Origin of the sequence: Marinobacter sp. (genome assembly GCF_052091845.1) — a bacterium.
Classification (GTDB): Bacteria; Pseudomonadota; Gammaproteobacteria; order Pseudomonadales; family Oleiphilaceae; genus Marinobacter.
The window spans coordinates 1-18,483 of sequence record NZ_JBQDCO010000057.1; the positions used below are offsets into that span (position 1 = coordinate 1).

Here is an 18,483-nt window from a genome sequence, read left to right on the forward strand (position 1 = left end):
TATTCCGGGGCACTATAAATGAGCGGTGCTGCGGTTATTGCTTGAATCCACGGTTAATGTCGAAAAACGGCATATTGATTGTGGAGTTTGCGAACCAGCTGCGGGATGAAGGCTACGCTGTGAAGGATGCAATTCTGGCAGGCGCGTCCTTACGTTTCCGGCCGGTACTGATGACCACTATATCCACGGTCTTTGGTGCGGTGCCTTTGGTTATCGCCACCGGCGCAGGTGCCGAGAGCAGGGCGGCTATTGGTATGGTAATTCTGGGCGGGCTGATTTTTGCGACCACGCTTACGCTGTTTATTATTCCGGTGCTATATAACTTGCTTGCCGGGTTTACCAAGTCAGCCAACGCGGTTGAACATGAATTGGAACGCCAGGCGTCTCTGCCCAAGGCTAACTTGTCAGACTAGTGTCTTGGCAGGCTAATTGGGTAACCTATGGAGTCGGCCAACCTACCAAACGTCGGATATGTTCATGGGCACACACAGTCAGTTCCGCTTACTGGGGCAGCGGCGATTTTTGCCGTTTTATCTCACCCAGTTTTCCGGGGCGTTTAACGACAATCTTTATAAAAATGCGTTGCTTTTACTGATTGCCTACCAGACCACTGGCATGTTCGGGCTTTCTGTAAACACGGTGATCAATCTGGCTGCCTTTTTGTTCATTTTGCCGTTTTTCCTGTTTTCGGGCATTGCCGGGCAGGCAGCCGACCGCTATGAGAAAGCCGCAATCATTCGCCAAGTAAAGCTGGCAGAAATAGGCATCATGGCGTTTGCTGCCTTGGCGCTCTGGTTTGGCTGGTACGAAGGGCTGCTGGTGTTGTTGTTTTTGATGGGTATTCAGTCTACGTTTTTCGGTCCGGTAAAGTACGCCATTCTGCCCCAGGTACTTGGCGAGGATGAGCTGGTAGGCGGCAACGGCCTGGTAAGTATGGGCACCTTTGTGGCCATTTTGCTTGGCACCATCGCCGCCGGTTTGTTGATGGGGCATGAGGCGGCCGCAAAGCTCACCGCTGTTGGTGTGCTTTTGCTGGCGATTTTTGGGTATCTGGCCGCGCGACAAATACCCGAAACAATCAGCGAGGGCTCAGGTGTCACGGGCACCGGGCCTGCCGTGCAATTCCGGCCGGTTCGAGAAACCTGGCAGTTGATGGTTGTAGCGTCGGAACGTAAACCTGTGTTGTGGGCGATTTTGGCCATCTCCTGGTTTTGGTTTCTTGGTGCCGCCTACCTCACTCAGTTTCCCAACTTTGCCCACAGTAATTTGCACGGTGATGAAACCGTGGTAACTCTGCTGCTGTCTATGTTTATTATAGGGATCTCTATCGGGTCAATGATGTGTGAGCGTCTTACCCGGCACCGCATCACTCTGGCACCCGTTCTCTGGGGCGCTCTTGGCCTGAGCTTGCTGGGCGTGGATCTGTTTTTTGCAGTACCAGCCAGTCCCGAGCCATCCACCTGGTGGACCCTGGTGACAGATCCGGTCTATATACGGGTATTGCTTGACCTGGTGGGTATTGGAGTGTGTGGCGGCCTGTTCATTGTTCCCCTCTACGCCTTTATTCAGCATGAAACTCCATCACTCAAACGGGCGCGGATTATTGCGGCATTGAATGTGGTCAACGCGCTGTTCATGGTTATGAGTGCGCTGGCGGGAATTCTGGTACTGGGGGTGTTTAATGTGGGGATTCCGACGTTCTTGTTGTTATTGTCATTGGTCAACGGCTTCGTACTGGTAGCCGTGTGGCGTTTGCGGCAGATAACGTCGTCGTCAGCTGTGGATAAGTAGTTGAATAAGCTGCGCATAAGCTTTTGATAGTTTTTTTAAAAATACTTAAAAACAATGGTTTAGTAGTTTTTAGGGGTATTTGGTAGGCGCTCTTTTTTGTGGATAACTTTAGTAAAAATGTTTATTAGGAGAACCGTTTAAACCTATGAAAATCTGGTGATTTCGGTCTTTCACAAAAGAAATATTGAGGCAATTGAAAGGTTTTCCCAAATAAACGTTACTTAGAAGCCCCTGTTTAGAGTTTTTCTGGTTAAATTTTGCACATTTCGACTGCAATTTTACGCGTGAAACGTTATACTCCCCGCCCTGTTTTTATCCCCCGAATTCCGAGGTGAACCGTGGATTTTCCAACCCGTTTTGATGTTATCGTCATTGGTGGCGGCCATGCCGGTACCGAAGCCGCGCTTGCGGCGGCGCGCATGGGCTCACAAACCCTGCTGCTGACCCATAACATCGAAACCCTGGGGCAGATGTCCTGTAATCCGGCTATCGGCGGGATTGGCAAGAGCCACCTGGTGAAAGAAATCGACGCCCTGGGCGGTGCCATGGCTCAAGCAACGGATCTGGCTGGTATCCAGTTCCGTGTGCTCAACAGCCGCAAAGGCCCCGCTGTGCGGGCGACCCGCGCGCAAGCAGACCGGGTTCTGTACAAGGCCGCGATTCGCCACACACTGGAAAACCAGCCCAACCTCACCCTGTTCCAGCAGGCGGCGGACGACCTGATCGTGGAAAATGATCAGGTTACCGGTGTGGTGTCCCAGACTGGTATCCGGTTCAAGGGCAAAACGGTGGTGCTGACCACAGGTACGTTCCTGGGTGGTGTTATCCATATTGGCATGCAGCAACACTCTGGTGGACGGGCCGGCGATGCGCCTGCCAATGCACTGGCCCAGCGCTTGCGTGAGTTGCCCTTTAATGTTGGCCGCTTGAAAACCGGCACACCGCCGCGCATTGATGCCCGAAGTGTGGATTTCTCGGTGATGCAGAAACAATGGGGTGATAATCCTGCACCGGTTATGTCTTTTGTAGGCAACCGCGACCAGCATCCTGAGCAAATTTGCTGTTACATTACCCGCACCAATGAGCAGACCCACGATATTATTCGCAGTGGTTTTGAGCGTTCGCCCATGTTTGCCGGCAATATTGAAGGCATTGGCCCGCGTTACTGCCCCTCTATTGAAGACAAGGTTAACCGCTTCGCCGACAAGGATTCCCACCAGATCTTTGTAGAACCCGAAGGCCTGACCACCCACGAGCTTTACCCGAACGGTATTTCCACCAGCCTGCCATTTGATATCCAGCTTGCCGCCGTGCGTAGCATCCCGGGTTTCGAAAATGCGCACATCACACGGCCCGGCTACGCTATTGAGTATGACTATCTGAACCCCCAGGATCTGCGTCACACCCTGGAAACCAAGTTTATTCAGGGCCTTTATTTTGCTGGCCAGATTAACGGCACCACGGGTTATGAAGAAGCGGGTGCCCAGGGTTTGCTGGCGGGTGTTAATGCCGCCCTGCGTTCCCAGGGAAAAAGCGAATGGTACCCGCGCCGGGATGAAGCCTACCTTGGGGTGTTGGTCGACGACCTGATTACCATGGGTACCGTCGAGCCTTATCGCATGTTCACCAGCCGTGCGGAGTACCGTCTTATTTTGCGTGAAGACAACGCCGATCTGCGTCTCACTGAAACCGGCCGCAAGCTGGGGCTGGTGGATGACGAACGCTGGGCAAGGTTTAACGACAAATTCGAAGCAATTGCAGCCGAGCGCAGTCGTTTGGAGACTACCCGTATCCACCCGTCAACGGAGGCGGGCGATCGTGCCAACGAATTCCTTAAGCAGCCGATGACCCGGGACCAGACCCTGGCTGAGCTGCTCCGTCGCCCGGAGATTGTCTATAGCCATATTGCCGAGATTGGAGCCGCGCAAGCGGACGACCCGGTGGTGGCAGACCAGGTTGAAATAGAGATTAAGTACGAGGGCTACATTTCCCGTCAAAACGACGAAATTGAGCGTTTGCGCCGGAATGAGAACACGGCGTTACCCATAGATCTGGATTACGACGTAATTGGCGGGCTGTCGAATGAAATCAAACAGAAGTTGAAGGAAGTGCGGCCAGAAACCGTAGCCCAAGCATCGAGGATTCAGGGAGTTACGCCGGCGGCGATCTCGCAGATCCTGGTACATTTGAAAAAGCGTGATCTTCTACGCAAACAGAGCGCCTGACTGCACCCATGACCCAAACATACTGGCCGCGCCAGCTTCGGGAAGGGCTGGCTGAGATGCAACTTGCCGTAAGCGACACTCAGCAACAACAGTTACTGGCGTTTTTGGCCCTGCTGAATAAGTGGAATCGGGCTTATAACCTCACGGCGGTTCGTAATGAAGGGGAGATGGTTTCCCGGCAGTTGCTCGACAGTCTTAGTATCTTGCCTTGGGTAACCACAGAGCACTTGCTCGATGTGGGTGCGGGTGGCGGGTTACCGGGCATTCCCCTGGCCATAGTGCTACCGGAAAAACGCTTCACACTGTTAGACAGCAATGGTAAAAAAACCCGTTTTCTGCAGCAGTGTGTGCTGGAACTTGGCCTGAAAAACGTGGACGTGATCCATGGCCGTGCGGAAGATTGTGCACCGGTACAACCGTTTAGCCAGATCAGCAGCCGTGCATTCACGGCATTGGACAATATAATAGCCTGGTGTGGTGAACTGTTGGCGGATGGCGGCAGTTTCCTTGCCATGAAAGGCCAGTTTCCGGATGATGAGGTGGCTGCCCTTCCTGCTGACTGGCAGGTATCATCCAGCCATGCTCTTGAGGTTCCCGGTGCAGCGGGAGAGAGACATCTGTTGGTTGTGGCCCGGACAATAGAGCCCGGTTGAAAGCAATCCCGGTAGAGAACAACTCCAGCAACTGTATTCGCAAACAAGGAGGCGAGACATGGCGCGCGTGATTGCAGTGACCAATCAAAAAGGCGGTGTCGGAAAAACCACCACCTGCGTCAACCTTGCAGCTTCATTGGCCGCTACCAAACGCCGGGTTTTGCTCGTGGATATGGACCCTCAGGGTAACGCCACTATGGGTAGCGGGCTGGACAAAAGCGATCTGGGGCTTTCCGGGTATGATCTGCTCACCAAGCGCGCCACCGCCGCTGAAGTCATCATTCCGGCAGAGGCTTCCGGTTTTGACATCATGCCCTCCAATGGCGACCTTACGGCGGCTGAAGTGGAATTGATGAACGAAATCGGACGGGAACACAGGCTTCGGCTTGCCCTTAACAGCATTCGCGACAACTATGACTACATTCTGATCGACTGCCCGCCTTCACTGAGTCTTTTAACCGTGAATGCGCTCTCTGCCGCCGATTCGGTGCTTATCCCCATGCAATGTGAATACTACGCTCTGGAAGGGTTGGCCGCCCTGATGAATACCGTGGAGCAGATCAAGGAGTCGGTGAACCCGAACCTTGAGATGGAAGGCATTCTCAGAACCATGTATGACCCTCGTAACAGCCTGACGCTCGACGTTTCTGGCCAGCTCAATGAATACTTTGGCGATAAGGTCTATCGGGCGGTTATACCCCGGAATGTGCGCCTGGCAGAAGCACCCAGTTACGGGGTGCCGGCTCTGAAGTATGACAAGGCATCCAAAGGCGCTATTGCGTATCTGGCGCTGGCCGGCGAAATGGTGCGCCGTCACGGGGCGACAAAGACATCCACTCCGGTTGCGGTGTAATATAGCGCCTCGTCTTTTTTGACAGATACACAACAACTATCAACGGGAAGAATGACTGATACCATGGCGGCGAAGAAGCGAGGATTAGGCGAGCGTGGGCTGGGAGCCCTGCTGGCTGGTTCCAGGGTTGATCTGGATCAGGAACCGAAAGACCACGACGGTGAGTTGCGCCAGGTTCCCATTGATCTGATCCAGCGTGGCCAGTATCAGCCGCGCCGGGATATGGATCCGGCAGCCTTGCAGGAGCTGGCAGACTCTATTCGCCAGCAGGGTGTTATGCAGCCAGTCGTGGTGCGCCCCGTTGCTGAAGGCCGGTTTGAGTTGATCGCAGGTGAGCGGCGTTGGCGTGCAACTCAAATGGCGGAGCTGGACAGCATACCCGCCATTATACGCGATGTGCCTGATGAAACTGCCATTGCCATGGCGCTCATCGAAAACATCCAGCGAGAAAATCTTAATCCGATTGAAGAAGCCTTTGCGCTTCAGCGCCTGCAAGAGGAATTCGGCCTGACCCAGGCCCAAGTGGCTGAGGCTGTAGGTAAATCCCGCACCACCATCACCAACCTTCTGCGCTTGATTGGCTTAACCGAAGATGTTCGTTTGATGCTTGAGCACGGCGACCTGGAAATGGGCCACGGCCGAGCCATGCTGACACTGTCTCCCGAACAGCAAACGCAGGTGGCGAAACAGGTTGTCGCCAAATCATTGTCTGTGCGTCAAACAGAGGCTCTTGTGCGCCGGGTACAGCAGGAGCAGACGAACGGAAAACCGGCAAAACCGGGTGCCGTCGACCCCAATATTCGCGCTTTGCAAGACGATCTTGCTGAGCGTTTGGGGGCAAGGGTGTCCATTGCCCACGGGCAGCGTGGCAAAGGAAAACTGGTGATTGAGTACAGTTCACTGGACGAGTTGGACGGTATTCTTGGCCATATCCGTTAAATGAGGAATAAAATTAGCATCCGGGCCGAAAAAGGTGGTTACCACCAGATGTCGTGATTTAAAAGGCCGGTCGCACATACATTGTGTGATAAGTAGCAGCTTTTGAATCTATCTTGGTGAAAATCCAGCCAGTTTTCATGCAGAGCCTGGTTGAATACAAAGTGCTTAAAACATATAATTTCGCGCGATTGGAATGATGGCAGTGGTATGAAATATCGTCAATCTCGAATCACCCACATTCCCTTGGCCCGTTGGCTGACTATTGAGTTCACAGGTTTGATCATTCTCAGCCTGTTATGGTCGCTACACAGTGGTTTGGCTGGTTATTCCGCACTTATCGGTGGTCTTATTTTTATCGTGCCAAATGCCTGGTTTGTGCGTCGGGTTTATCGTTATGAGGGCGCCCGTCAAATGCGCCTTATGGTGGGGAATATGTTTCGGGCAGAATCCACCAAAATCGCCCTGACCGCAGTTTTTTTTGCGGCTGTTTTCACTTTAGTAGAGCCGGTACATGTGCCGGCTCTGTTATTCACTTTTGCTGTGATGGTTGTAACAGGTAACGCGTTGCGCTGGCTGATACAACCGCAAACACGGCGATGACTGGACGAGAGCGGTATGGCTGGCACCCCAGTAGAGTATATAAAGCATCACCTCCAAAATCTGACCTACGGCAAACTCGAGGCAGGCTACGAGCGCTTTGACGGCAGTGTAATGAACGAAACCGGTTGGACCTTTGCGCGCACTGCGCAAGAAGCGTCAGACATGGGCTTCATGGCAGTTCACGTTGATACGTTGGGCTGGTCCGTTGCTATGGGTCTGTTGTTCCTGGGTTTATTCCGTTTTATCGCCAAGCGAGCAACCACCGGAGTGCCAGGCGGACTGCAAAACCTGGCGGAAATTTCTTTCGAATTTATTAATGGCCTGGTGCGCGACGGCTTTCACGCCCGCAACCCGCTAGTCGCCCCACTGTCGTTAACAATCTTTGTGTGGATTCTGTTAATGAGTGCGCTTGACCTTGTTCCGGTTGATTTCATTCCGGCGCTTGCTCAGGGTCTGGGCCTTGACTACTTCAAGATTGTGCCTACGGTGGATCCCAACGCTACCTTTGGCATTTCCATTGGTGTGTTTGTACTGACTATCTTTTACAGCTTTAAGGTTAAGGGCGTGTCCGGGTTCGCAAAGGAACTGGGCATGAACCCGTTTAATCACTGGGCATTGATTCCGGTGAACCTGATACTCGAAATTCTAGTAATGATTGTGCGCCCTTTCAGTCTGGCGCTACGTTTGTTCGGTAACATCTATGCAAGTGAGGTTGTGTTTGTGTTGATTGCGTTGCTGCCGTTCTGGGCGCAGTGGGCACTCAGCGCGCCCTGGGCCATTTTCCACCTTCTGATTATTCCGTTGCAGGCCTTTATCTTCACCATGCTGACAATCGTTTACTTAGCACAAGCGCACGAAGAACACTGATTTACGTTTCAGAAAAAAATTTACCTTTAACTAAATGAAAAACTGAGGAGTTTTTATGGATATTTCAATGGTTTATGTTGCAGCTGCGATCATTCTTGGACTGGGCGCCCTGGCTACCGGTATTGGTTTTGGTCTGCTGGGCGGCAAGCTGCTTGAAGCAACTGCTCGCCAGCCTGAAATGGCAAACCAGTTACAGGTTAAGGCTTTCATTATGGCTGGCCTGCTGGACGCTGTTCCCATGATCGGTGTTGGTCTGTCGATGTACCTGATCTTCGTTGTTGCTGGCTAACACTGCCTGGAGATGCGGGCGAGCTGTTCTGATAGTCAGAACCGGGCGCCCGATTTTTTGGCTTCCAGCACGCAACGAATAGCAAGAGGTATATTGCCGTGAATATAAACCTTACGTTAATAGGGCAAGCGATTGCCTTCGCTGTTTTCGTCTGGTTCTGCGTGAAGTATGTGTGGCCGCCGATCACGGCAGCCATGGAAGCGCGCCAGAAGAAAATTGCTGATGGTCTTTCTGCTGCTGACCGGGCGTCCCTGGATCTTGAGCTTGCTCAGGAAAAAGCCGCCAAACAAATGCAGCAAGCCAAAGAGGAAGCTGCTGTACTGATTGATCAAGCTAACAAGCGCGCCGCCCAGATTGTGGAGGCATCCAAAGACGATGCTCGCAAAGAAGGTGAAAAGCTCATTGAGCAGGCCCAGGCGGAAATTCAACAGGAGCGTGTTCAGGCTCGCGACGCACTGAGAACAGAAGTGGCAACTCTTGCCATTGCCGGTGCTGAGAAGATTCTGGAAACCTCTGTCGATGCCAAAGCTCACAGCGAGATGCTGGACAAGCTGGCCGCACAACTCTAAGCGAGGGTCCCATGGCAGAACTGATTACGTTAGCCCGGCCCTATGCGAAAGCCGTTTTTGATGCCGCTAAAGAGCAAGATGCCGTTGATTCCTGGAATCAGGCACTTGCTTTTGTTGGTTTGTTGGCGGCAGACAAGGCTGTGAAGAATATTCTGGCCAATCCTGGCCTCTCTGAGCAGCGCAAGGCAGAACTGTTTTTCGATACCGCTGAAGAACAGATGCCCGACGCACTCAGAAACTTCCTGTTGATTCTTGCTGAGAGCAGGCGCCTGGCGCTGCTGCCGGAAATTTCGACTCTGTTTACTTTTTACCGTGCAGAACTTGAACGCACAGTTAACATGAAGGTAAGCACTGCGTTTGAGATGACCGCCGAAGAGCAGCAAAAACTGGCAGAAGCATTGTCCAGGAAACTGGAGCGGAAAGTCGCCCTGGAGACCGCCGTTGATCGCTCTTTGATCGGTGGTGTGTTGGTTAATACCGGCGATTTGGTTATCGACGCTTCAGTCCGTGGAAAGCTGGCCAAAATGGCTAAAGCACTGGGCTCCTGATTTCAGCAAAAGGTTTGAGGACAAAGGCATGCAGCAACTGAATCCATCCGAGATCAGTGACATCATCAAGAAGAGAATCGAGAAGCTCGATATCTCCTCTGAAGCAAAAAACGAAGGCACCATTTTGTCGGTAGCAGACGGCATTGTGCTGATCCACGGTCTGGCCGATGTTATGTACGGTGAGATGATCGAATTCGCCAATGGCATTTTCGGTATGGCATTGAACCTGGAGCGTGACTCCGTAGGTGCCGTGGTTCTTGGTGACTACGAAGATCTGGCTGAAGGCCAGAAAGTACGTTGTACCGGCCGTATTCTGGAAGTTCCGGTAGGCCCGGAACTGCTGGGCCGCGTAGTAGATGGCCTGGGTAACCCGATTGACGGTAAAGGCGATCTGGGTAACACATTGACTGACCCGGTCGAAAAAGTAGCACCTGGTGTTATCGAGCGTCAGTCGGTCGATGAGCCGGTTCAGACGGGCATGAAAGCCATCGATACCATGGTTCCGGTTGGCCGCGGCCAGCGTGAGCTGATCATCGGTGACCGTCAGATTGGTAAGACTGCCGTCGCCATTGATGCGATCATCAACCAGAAAGATACAGGCATTAAGTGTATCTACGTTGCTGTCGGTCAGAAACAGTCTTCCATTGCGGCAGTTGTGCGCAAGCTGGAAGAGCACGGCGCTATGGCGCACACCACTGTGGTTGCTGCTGGTGCAGCAGACCCGGCAGCCATGCAGTTTTTGGCGCCGTACTCCGGTACCACTATGGGCGAATACTTCCGCGACCGTGGTGAAGACGCTCTGATCGTTTATGATGACCTGTCAAAGCAGGCCGTTGCTTACCGTCAGATCTCTCTTCTGCTGCGTCGTCCGCCAGGCCGTGAAGCATACCCGGGTGACGTGTTTTATTTGCACTCCCGTCTGTTGGAGCGCTCCTCCCGTGTAAACGCAGATTACGTAGAAAAGTTCACCAACGGTGAAGTGAAAGGTAAAACCGGGTCTTTGACCGCACTACCTATCATTGAAACCCAGGCTGGTGACGTGTCGGCTTTCGTACCGACCAACGTAATCTCTATTACCGACGGCCAGATTTTCCTTGAGACCAACCTGTTTAACTCCGGCATTCGCCCGGCGATGAACGCAGGTATTTCGGTATCTCGGGTAGGTGGTTCTGCTCAGACCAAGATTATGAAGAAGCTGGGCGGTAACATTCGTCTTGCTCTTGCTCAGTACCGTGAACTGGCAGCCTTTGCCCAGTTTGCCTCGGATCTGGACGAAGCGACCCGTAAGCAGCTGGAACATGGTCAGCGTGTGACCGAACTGATGAAGCAGAACCAGTACAGCCCAATGTCTGTGGCTGAAATGGGCACTGTTCTGTACGCCGCCAACGAAGGCTATCTTGATGACGTTGATGTTGATCAGGTCGTTAAGTTTGAAGCCCAGTTGTTGGACTGGATGCGGGCAGAGCAGAAAGACCTGCTTGAGAAGATTGGTCCTGAAGGTACGTACAACGACGACGTTACCGCTGGCCTGAAAGCTGCACTGGACAAATTCAAGACCACTCAAACCTGGTAACACCAACGGCCCGCTGCGGTGGGCCTGTTGTTCCAAATGAGTGTCTAACTTGAAAGGGCAGTGACCTATGGCCATCGGAAAAGAAATACGTAACCAGATCGGCAGCATCAAGAGTACGCAGAAAATTACCAGCGCCATGGAAATGGTGGCGGCCAGTAAAATGCGTAAAGCTCAGGAGCGCATGCAGGCGACTCGCCCGTATGCTGAAAAGATGCGCCAGGTAATCGGGCATATTGCCAGGTCGAACAAGGATTACCGCCATCCGTTCATGGTTGAACGTGAGGTTAAGCGTGTAGGCTACATCGTTGTTTCCTCAGACCGGGGTTTGTGTGGTGGTTTGAACAACAACGCATTTAAGCTGCTGGTACGCGAAATGCTCGCCTGGAAAAATAAAGGCGTTGAGACAGATCTCTGTGCAATCGGGCAAAAAGGTGCATCCTTTTTCCGCAGTTACGGCGGAAACGTGATTGCTGCGCTAACCCAACTGGGCGATAACCCCAGTGCGGACACGCTGATCGGTAACGTTAAGGTAATGCTCGATGCATTCAGCGAAGGCAAAATCGATCGCCTGTACCTGGTGAGCAACGAGTTTGTAAACACCATGACGCAGCAACCGAAAGCCGAACAGCTTTTGCCGCTGCCAGAAGGCACAGACGAAGATATTGGTCACCAGTGGGATTACATCTATGAGCCGGATGCGCGTCCGATTCTGGACGGGCTGCTGCCACGTTTTATTGAGTCCCAGGTGTATCAGGGTGTGGTAGAGAATCTGGCCTGTGAGCAGGCCTCCCGGATGATTGCCATGAAGAGTGCCACCGATAATGCCGGTGACATTATTGACGAGCTGCAGTTGGTTTATAACAAAGCCCGTCAGGCGGCCATCACGCAAGAGATTTCGGAAATTGTGAGCGGCGCGGCATCGGTCTGATCCGCCACAATCCTACTGGTTTTATTGACTATTAAGATAACGAGGAACCGAGCATGAGTAGCGGACACATCGTTCAGATCATTGGCGCGGTTATCGACGTGGAATTTCCACGTGACGCCGTGCCAAGCGTTTACGACGCACTGCTGCTTGAAGGTGGCGATACAACTCTTGAAGTTCAGCAACAGCTGGGCGACGGCGTTGTTCGTACCATCGCCATGGGCAGCACCGAAGGCCTTAAGCGTGGCCTGAAAGCAGAGAACACACACAAAGCTATTTCCGTACCCGTGGGCACCCAGACGCTGGGTCGCATCATGGACGTTCTGGGTCGTCCTATCGACGAACAGGGCCCAATCGGTGAAGAAGAGCGTTGGGGTATCCACCGCAAGGCACCAGGTTACGCAGACCAGGCAGCGTCTGCCGACCTGCTGGAAACCGGCATCAAGGTTATCGACCTGATTTGCCCGTTCGCCAAGGGTGGTAAGGTTGGCCTGTTCGGCGGCGCCGGTGTTGGCAAAACCGTTAACATGATGGAGTTGATCAACAACATCGCGAAAGAGCACTCAGGTCTTTCGGTATTTGCCGGTGTTGGTGAGCGGACCCGTGAAGGTAACGACTTCTACTACGAAATGAAGGACTCCAACGTTCTTGATAAAGTAGCCATGGTTTACGGCCAGATGAACGAGCCCCCCGGGAACCGTTTGCGTGTAGCCCTGACCGGTCTCACCATAGCCGAGAAGTTCCGTGACGAAGGCCGTGACGTACTGTTGTTTGTGGACAACATCTACCGTTACACCCTGGCGGGTACTGAGGTATCTGCGCTGTTGGGTCGTATGCCTTCGGCGGTAGGTTATCAGCCCACACTGGCCCAGGAAATGGGTGAGCTGCAGGAGCGTATTACCTCCACCAAAGATGGTTCCATCACGTCTATCCAGGCGGTATACGTACCGGCGGATGACTTGACTGACCCGTCTCCGGCAACCACCTTCTCCCACCTTGACGCCACCGTGGTGCTGAGCCGTGATATCGCTTCCAAGGGTATTTACCCGGCGATCGATCCGCTGGACTCCACCTCCCGTCAGCTGGATCCCCTGGTGATTGGTGATCATCATTACACCATCGCCCGCGGTGTGCAGAACGTACTGCAACGCTACAAGGAACTGAAAGACATTATTGCCATTCTGGGCATGGACGAACTGTCAGAAGAAGACAAACAGACCGTATCCCGCGCCCGTAAGATTGAGCGATTCCTGTCTCAACCGTTCCACGTTGCTGAGGTATTTACCGGTTCCCCGGGTAAGTATGTGTCTCTGAAAGAGACTATCAGCAGCTTTGAAGGCATTCTCAATGGCGACTATGACGATATGCCGGAGCAGGCATTCTACATGGTCGGCACCATGGACGAAGCCATCGAAAAAGCGAAGGACATGAAAGCGAAAGAGGGTAAGTAATCCTCTTTCACTTTTTGACCCAAGAGGCTTAGAGATATGGCTATGACTGTACACTGTGACGTCGTAAGTGCTGAAAAGAAAATTTTCTCCGGCCTGGTAGAGATGCTGATCGCTACCGGCACCGAGGGAGAGTTGGGCATTCAGTTAGGCCATGCTCCGTTGCTGTCCGCGCTCAAGCCGGGGGCAGTTCGGATCATCAAACAGGGTGGTGAAGAGGAAATCCTGTACGTATCCGGGGGATATCTGGAAGTACAGCCCAACCTTGTTACCCTGATGGCTGACACGGCGGTGCGCGCAAAAGACGTTGACGAGGCTGCAGCACAGCAGGCTCAAAAAGATGCCGAAGCCGCACTGGCGAATAAAACGGGCGAGTTTGAATATTCCCGTGCCGCATCCGAGTTGGCTGAAGCAGCCGCTCAGTTGCGCACGTTGCAAAAGCTGCGCAAAAACGTTCGCTAGAACAATTGCCAGGGCTTGCCCGGCTGAAGCCGCATCCCGGTGTGGGTAGCGGGTATTGTTCCACCTGAAAGGGTCAATACAGCACCGGTTGCCACGGCGGTATGCGGTTTTTTTATTATGTAGAAACCCATTATTTGAACCACGTCCACTTAAGGGAGTCGTTGCCCCATGTCACCGTTGCACGTTGTTATACTGGCTGCAGGCCAGGGCTCAAGGATGAAGTCATCGTTGCCGAAGGTACTGCACAAAGTGGCCGGGCGGCCTATGCTCCATCATGTAATTGATACCGCTCAAACTCTGGGCGCCGAGCAAATTCATGGTGTGATTGGCCATGGAGCCGATCAGGTAAAGGCGGCGACAACCAACCATACTGTTAGCTGGGTAATGCAGGAACAACAGCTGGGTACCGGCCATGCTGTGGCGCAAACACTGACGTCGTTGCCCGACGACGCCCGCGTGCTGGTACTATATGGCGATGTGCCGCTAACCACCGCAGACACGCTTCAGGATTTGGTTGAAAACCTAAACGAAGAGACACTCGGGCTGCTAACCGTAACGCTGGACAACCCCCAGGGCTACGGCCGAATTTTGCGTGATCAGGCCGGCCAGGTAACGGCGATCGTGGAACAGAAAGACGCGAGCTCTGACCAGTTGGCCATTAACGAAGTTAATACCGGCATCCTCGCCGTTAGCGCCAGCCACTTAAAAACCTGGTTACCCCTGCTCTCCAGTAGCAACGCACAAGGCGAATACTACCTTACCGATATTATCGCCATGGCCGTACAGGCGGGCATGACCGTAAATGTGGCCCAGCCTGGCAACCCGTTCGAAGTGCAGGGTGTGAATAATCGTCTGCAGCTGGCCGAATTGGAGCGCTGGTATCAAAGCCGGGAAGCCGATCGCTTGATGACCGACGGAGCTACCCTTGCCGATCCGGCGCGGATAGATGTGCGCGGCGAACTGACTATTGGCAACGATGTGTTGATCGATGTAAACGTCGTATTTAATGGCAAAGTAACCTTGGGCAACCACGTTTCCATCGGCCCGGGTTGTGTTATCACTGACGCCAGTATTGCCGATGGCGCCCAGATTCACGCCAACAGCGTGATTGAGCAGGCAAGTATAGGGCCCAATGCCCACGTGGGGCCGTTTGCGCGCCTGCGCCCGGGTACAGAATTAGCGGCCAATACCAAGGTGGGTAATTTTGTTGAAACCAAAAAAACACTTGTGGGCGAGGGCAGTAAAATTAACCATCTCAGCTATGTGGGTGATGCGACGCTGGGATCCGGCGTAAACATAGGTGCAGGCACCATTACTTGTAATTATGATGGGGTAAATAAATACCAGACAGTGTTAGGTAACGGCGTGTTTGTTGGCTCCAACAGCTCTCTGGTTGCGCCGGTTACGGTGGCTGAAGGCGCCACAATCGGCGCTGGCTCTACGATTACCAAAGATGTGCCGGAGCAGGAACTGGCCGTGGCCAGGGGTCGTCAGCGCAATATTTCCGGTTGGCAAAAGCCGGAAAAACACTAGGCGCTCACTATTTTCCAGAATTTTTATCACCAACAGGGTAAAGCAACATGTGTGGCATTGTAGGTGCAGTTTCGGAAAGGGACGTTCAGGGCATTCTTATAGAAGGCCTGCGCCGCCTGGAATATCGGGGATACGATTCTGCCGGTATGGCTGTTTTGGATGGTAAAAGCGCTGTTCAACGCGCAAGGGAGGTGGGCAAAGTAGCGGCGTTGAGTGCTGCTGTTGAGGCCAGCCCGCGTTCCGGCCATTTGGGTATTGCGCACACACGCTGGGCAACCCATGGCGAGCCATCGCAACTCAATGCCCATCCACACATGTCTGGCGACCGCCTGGCCATTGTTCACAACGGTATCATTGAGAACTACCAGGAATTGCGCGAAGAACTGAAGGCCGATGGCTTTGAATTTACCTCCCAAACCGATACCGAAGTGGTTGTTCATTTGATTCAAAAGAACTTCCGCGAACTGGGTAAGGTTTATGATGCAGTGAAAGACGCCGTTACCCGCCTGCGCGGCGCCTACGCGCTGGCCGTGGTGCATGCGGATGAGCCAGATCACATGGTGGTGTGCCGCGAAGGCAGCCCGTTGGTGATTGGTGTAGGTATTGGCGAGAACTTTATTGCCTCCGACCAGCTTGCCTTATTACCGGTCACCGACCGCTTTATGTTTCTGGAAGAAGGGGATCTCGCCGATATCCACCGGGACAGCATCCAGATTCATGATCGCGAAGGAACGCCGGTTGAGCGCCCAACCAGCCGCTTCGAGCACAGCGCCGATGCCGCAGACAAAGGTGAATACCGGCATTTTATGCTGAAAGAAATCCATGAGCAGCCAAAAGTGATCAAGGCCACCATGGAAGGACGTGTCACAGAAACGCGTGTATTGGAGCAGGCTCTTGGTACCGACGCTGGCGATCTGTTGAAAGATGTTCGACACGTACAGATCATTGCCTGTGGCACCAGCTATCATGCCGGCATGGTCGCGCGCTACTGGATCGAAGAGTTGGCCGGTGTGCCCTGTTCTGTGGAGGTGGCTTCAGAATTCCGCTACCGCAAGCACGTTATCCAGAAAGACACACTGTTTTTATGTATTTCGCAATCGGGCGAAACAGCCGATACCCTGGCCGCACTGCGCCAGGCCAAAAAAGCGGGTTTTCGTGCGGCACTGGCTATCTGTAACGTGCCCGGTAGCTCTCTGGTGCGGGAGTCTGACCTGGTGATCATGACCCAGGCTGGTCCGGAAATCGGAGTTGCGTCTACCAAAGCCTTTACAACACAGCTCACAGCGCTGCTTTTGTTTGCTCTGGCATTGGCCCACAAAAATGGCCTTAGCGATGAGCGTGAGGCCGATATTGTCAAAGCGCTTCACCTGGTGCCTGGTCAGGTCAATGACATACTGGCACTGGACGGCGACATCGCAGAAATGGCCAGGCGTTTCATGGACAAAAACCACGCGTTGTTTCTGGGCCGGGGCTCTCAGTTCCCGGTGGCTATGGAAGGTGCGCTGAAGCTGAAAGAAATTTCCTATATTCATGCCGAGGCCTATCCCGCAGGTGAATTGAAACACGGCCCGCTGGCACTGGTAGACAGTGAAATGCCAGTGATTACCGTAGCGCCCAATAACAACATGGCTGAGAAACTGAAATCGAACCTCGAAGAAGTCCGTGCCCGGGGCGGTGAGTTATTCGTGTTTGCAGATCGCGCAGCAAACCTGAAGCCGGAAGAGGGTATTCATGTGCTGCAGCTTCCGGAAGTACACGAAATCACCGCGCCGATTGTGTATACCGTTCCCCTCCAACTGCTGTCGTATCATGTTGCGGTGCTCAAGGGTACGGATGTGGATCAACCCAGAAACCTGGCCAAAAGCGTGACAGTTGAATAAGCTCTCAGACTCATGGTGTATTCTTGTGGGATCGTAATAAAGTCGGTAACAAGGTAATAAAGTTGGTAACTAAGGAATAGAGAATTATGGAAGCGAAAACACAAGAAGCCCTTCATTCGGATGATTTATCCGTAGACCGTTTTGCCACTGCCATGAAGGCCAAGCTTGCCCGGAGCCGCCAAAAAGGCCGGAGCGGGTGGGATGACAAGACCCAGTGCAGTGGTGAGCATCTTGCTAATTTGCTGGTTGAGCATTTAGCAAAAGGAAACGAGGGCACGTTTGAGGATGTGGCAAATTTCGCCATGATGCTCCACGAACGTGGAGAGAGCCCCGAACTGTTATCAGGGATTATGCGCGACAAAGATCAGTGTGCTCGGGAGCTAAAGAAAGAATATGAACAGCTTAGCCTGTGGCTTAGAAGCATCCTGGCAGAGTATAAAAACACTGGCGGAATCTCTCATGCCATTAATGATATTCATCAATACTACTACAACAATGGCGGCATTCTTCCAGACGATCTCCAAAGAGAATTTGGCGTCAGGACAGAGGCCGAGTTGACTGATCTGTTTGAGGATCAAGAGTCACGGTATGCAGAAGAAGATCCGGATGATGATGAAATTATTGGCAACGGTGTGAAAATCTCATTTGTGGGTGGTGCGTCGAAAACAACTTACAACGGCAAAGAATAGCGTTAAGTTACCAACTTTATTAGTACGGATCGCAGGCTTTCTAACGCCTGAGTAGAGATTACTGTCAAAAGTTACCAACTCTATTCTTTATTCAGGAATTTTCGGTGCGGAAGAATGCGGGCTATAGCGGCGTTTTGTTACCAACTTGTTTTATGATCCCACACTTCATTCGGATGATTTAACCGTAGACCGTTTTGCCACTGCCATGAAAGCCAAGCTTGCAAGAAGCCGTCAAAAAGGCCGGGGTGGGTGGGACGACAAAACCCAGTGCAGTGGTGAACACCTGGCTAACTTGCTGGTTGAACATCTAGCGAAAGGAAACGAGGGTACGCTTGAGGATGTGGCCAATTTCGCGATGATGCTACACCATCGCGGTGAAAGTCCTGAGCTGCTTTCCAGAATCGTCCGTGACCAAAACCAGTATATTCGGGGGTTAGAGCTAATGAGTATGCCCAATGAGAAAAATTTAGTTGAACGCTTGGAAAGCGCAGAAGCCACCATTAAAGACGCAATCCAGTGGCTCCGGGACGGTGAATTGCTAGACAGAGAAACTGAAGATTCCGCCAACGATGCGATTCAAAATGTCTTGACATCCTCCCCGCCCTCAAACCCACGGTTTGCCGCCTTTAGGCGGAAAGG

Annotated in this window: 18 protein-coding genes and 1 pseudogene; all 19 read left to right on the plus strand. The window is 52.8% G+C overall.

The annotated features are described in order from the left end of the window. Positions 1-413, plus strand: a 413-nt coding sequence (locus tag ACTHYN_RS14530) for an efflux RND transporter permease subunit (RefSeq protein WP_441813133.1), incomplete at its 5' end; no start/stop codon positions are given. A gap of 64 nt (positions 414-477) precedes the next feature. After that, positions 478-1,791, plus strand: a complete 1,314-nt coding sequence (locus tag ACTHYN_RS14535) for an MFS transporter (RefSeq protein WP_441813134.1) — start codon at positions 478-480, stop codon at positions 1,789-1,791. Between the two features lie 338 nt (positions 1,792-2,129). Beyond that, entirely contained in the window at positions 2,130-4,016 is a 1,887-nt protein-coding gene (gene mnmG, locus ACTHYN_RS14540; protein ID WP_441813135.1) for a tRNA uridine-5-carboxymethylaminomethyl(34) synthesis enzyme MnmG, read from the plus strand. An 8-nt stretch (positions 4,017-4,024) separates the two neighbouring features. Beyond that, positions 4,025-4,669 carry a 16S rRNA (guanine(527)-N(7))-methyltransferase RsmG gene (gene rsmG / locus ACTHYN_RS14545; RefSeq protein WP_441813136.1) on the plus strand — a complete coding sequence of 215 codons (645 nt, stop codon included), beginning with the start codon at positions 4,025-4,027 and terminating at the stop codon, positions 4,667-4,669. Between the two features lie 58 nt (positions 4,670-4,727). Then, a complete protein-coding gene (locus ACTHYN_RS14550) occupies positions 4,728-5,522 on the plus strand; it encodes a ParA family protein (protein ID WP_441813137.1) in 795 nt (264 codons plus the stop codon). Positions 5,523-5,585: 63 nt separating this feature from the next. Continuing rightward, positions 5,586-6,461, plus strand: a complete 876-nt coding sequence (locus ACTHYN_RS14555) for a ParB/RepB/Spo0J family partition protein (RefSeq protein WP_441813150.1) — start codon at positions 5,586-5,588, stop codon at positions 6,459-6,461. A 207-nt stretch (positions 6,462-6,668) separates the two neighbouring features. Continuing rightward, positions 6,669-7,061, plus strand: a complete 393-nt coding sequence (locus ACTHYN_RS14560) for an ATP synthase subunit I (RefSeq protein ID WP_441813138.1) — start codon at positions 6,669-6,671, stop codon at positions 7,059-7,061. 15 nt (positions 7,062-7,076) lie between these two features. Beyond that, complete coding sequence (gene atpB / locus ACTHYN_RS14565) at positions 7,077-7,928, plus strand: F0F1 ATP synthase subunit A (protein WP_441813139.1); 852 nt, start codon at positions 7,077-7,079, stop codon at positions 7,926-7,928. 55 nt (positions 7,929-7,983) lie between these two features. Next, a complete protein-coding gene (gene atpE / locus ACTHYN_RS14570; protein WP_441813140.1) occupies positions 7,984-8,217 on the plus strand; it encodes a F0F1 ATP synthase subunit C in 234 nt (77 codons plus the stop codon). Between the two features lie 98 nt (positions 8,218-8,315). Further along, entirely contained in the window at positions 8,316-8,786 is a 471-nt protein-coding gene (locus tag ACTHYN_RS14575; RefSeq protein WP_441813141.1) for a F0F1 ATP synthase subunit B, read from the plus strand. A gap of 11 nt (positions 8,787-8,797) precedes the next feature. Then, positions 8,798-9,334 (plus strand): F0F1 ATP synthase subunit delta, encoded by a 537-nt coding sequence (locus ACTHYN_RS14580; RefSeq protein ID WP_441813142.1) that lies wholly within the window; start codon positions 8,798-8,800, stop codon positions 9,332-9,334. A gap of 28 nt (positions 9,335-9,362) precedes the next feature. Further along, positions 9,363-10,907: a F0F1 ATP synthase subunit alpha gene (gene atpA / locus ACTHYN_RS14585; RefSeq protein ID WP_441813143.1), complete on the plus strand. Its 1,545-nt coding sequence runs from the start codon at positions 9,363-9,365 to the stop codon at positions 10,905-10,907. A 67-nt stretch (positions 10,908-10,974) separates the two neighbouring features. Next, complete coding sequence (gene atpG / locus ACTHYN_RS14590; protein WP_441813144.1) at positions 10,975-11,835, plus strand: F0F1 ATP synthase subunit gamma; 861 nt, start codon at positions 10,975-10,977, stop codon at positions 11,833-11,835. A 53-nt stretch (positions 11,836-11,888) separates the two neighbouring features. Continuing rightward, the gene (atpD, locus tag ACTHYN_RS14595) at positions 11,889-13,283 is read left to right on the plus strand and encodes a F0F1 ATP synthase subunit beta (protein ID WP_441813145.1); all 1,395 of its coding nucleotides are present in this window, start codon (positions 11,889-11,891) and stop codon (positions 13,281-13,283) included. A gap of 36 nt (positions 13,284-13,319) precedes the next feature. Further along, complete coding sequence (locus tag ACTHYN_RS14600; protein ID WP_441813146.1) at positions 13,320-13,742, plus strand: F0F1 ATP synthase subunit epsilon; 423 nt, start codon at positions 13,320-13,322, stop codon at positions 13,740-13,742. A gap of 168 nt (positions 13,743-13,910) precedes the next feature. Beyond that, positions 13,911-15,275: a bifunctional UDP-N-acetylglucosamine diphosphorylase/glucosamine-1-phosphate N-acetyltransferase GlmU gene (gene glmU, locus ACTHYN_RS14605; RefSeq protein WP_441813147.1), complete on the plus strand. Its 1,365-nt coding sequence runs from the start codon at positions 13,911-13,913 to the stop codon at positions 15,273-15,275. Between the two features lie 47 nt (positions 15,276-15,322). Next, positions 15,323-17,155 carry a glutamine--fructose-6-phosphate transaminase (isomerizing) gene (gene glmS / locus ACTHYN_RS14610; protein ID WP_441813148.1) on the plus strand — a complete coding sequence of 611 codons (1,833 nt, stop codon included), beginning with the start codon at positions 15,323-15,325 and terminating at the stop codon, positions 17,153-17,155. An 86-nt stretch (positions 17,156-17,241) separates the two neighbouring features. Next, a complete protein-coding gene (locus ACTHYN_RS14615; protein ID WP_441813149.1) occupies positions 17,242-17,844 on the plus strand; it encodes a hypothetical protein in 603 nt (200 codons plus the stop codon). A gap of 205 nt (positions 17,845-18,049) precedes the next feature. After that, positions 18,050-18,483 (plus strand): annotated as a pseudogene (locus ACTHYN_RS14620) (hypothetical protein); the annotation flags it as partial.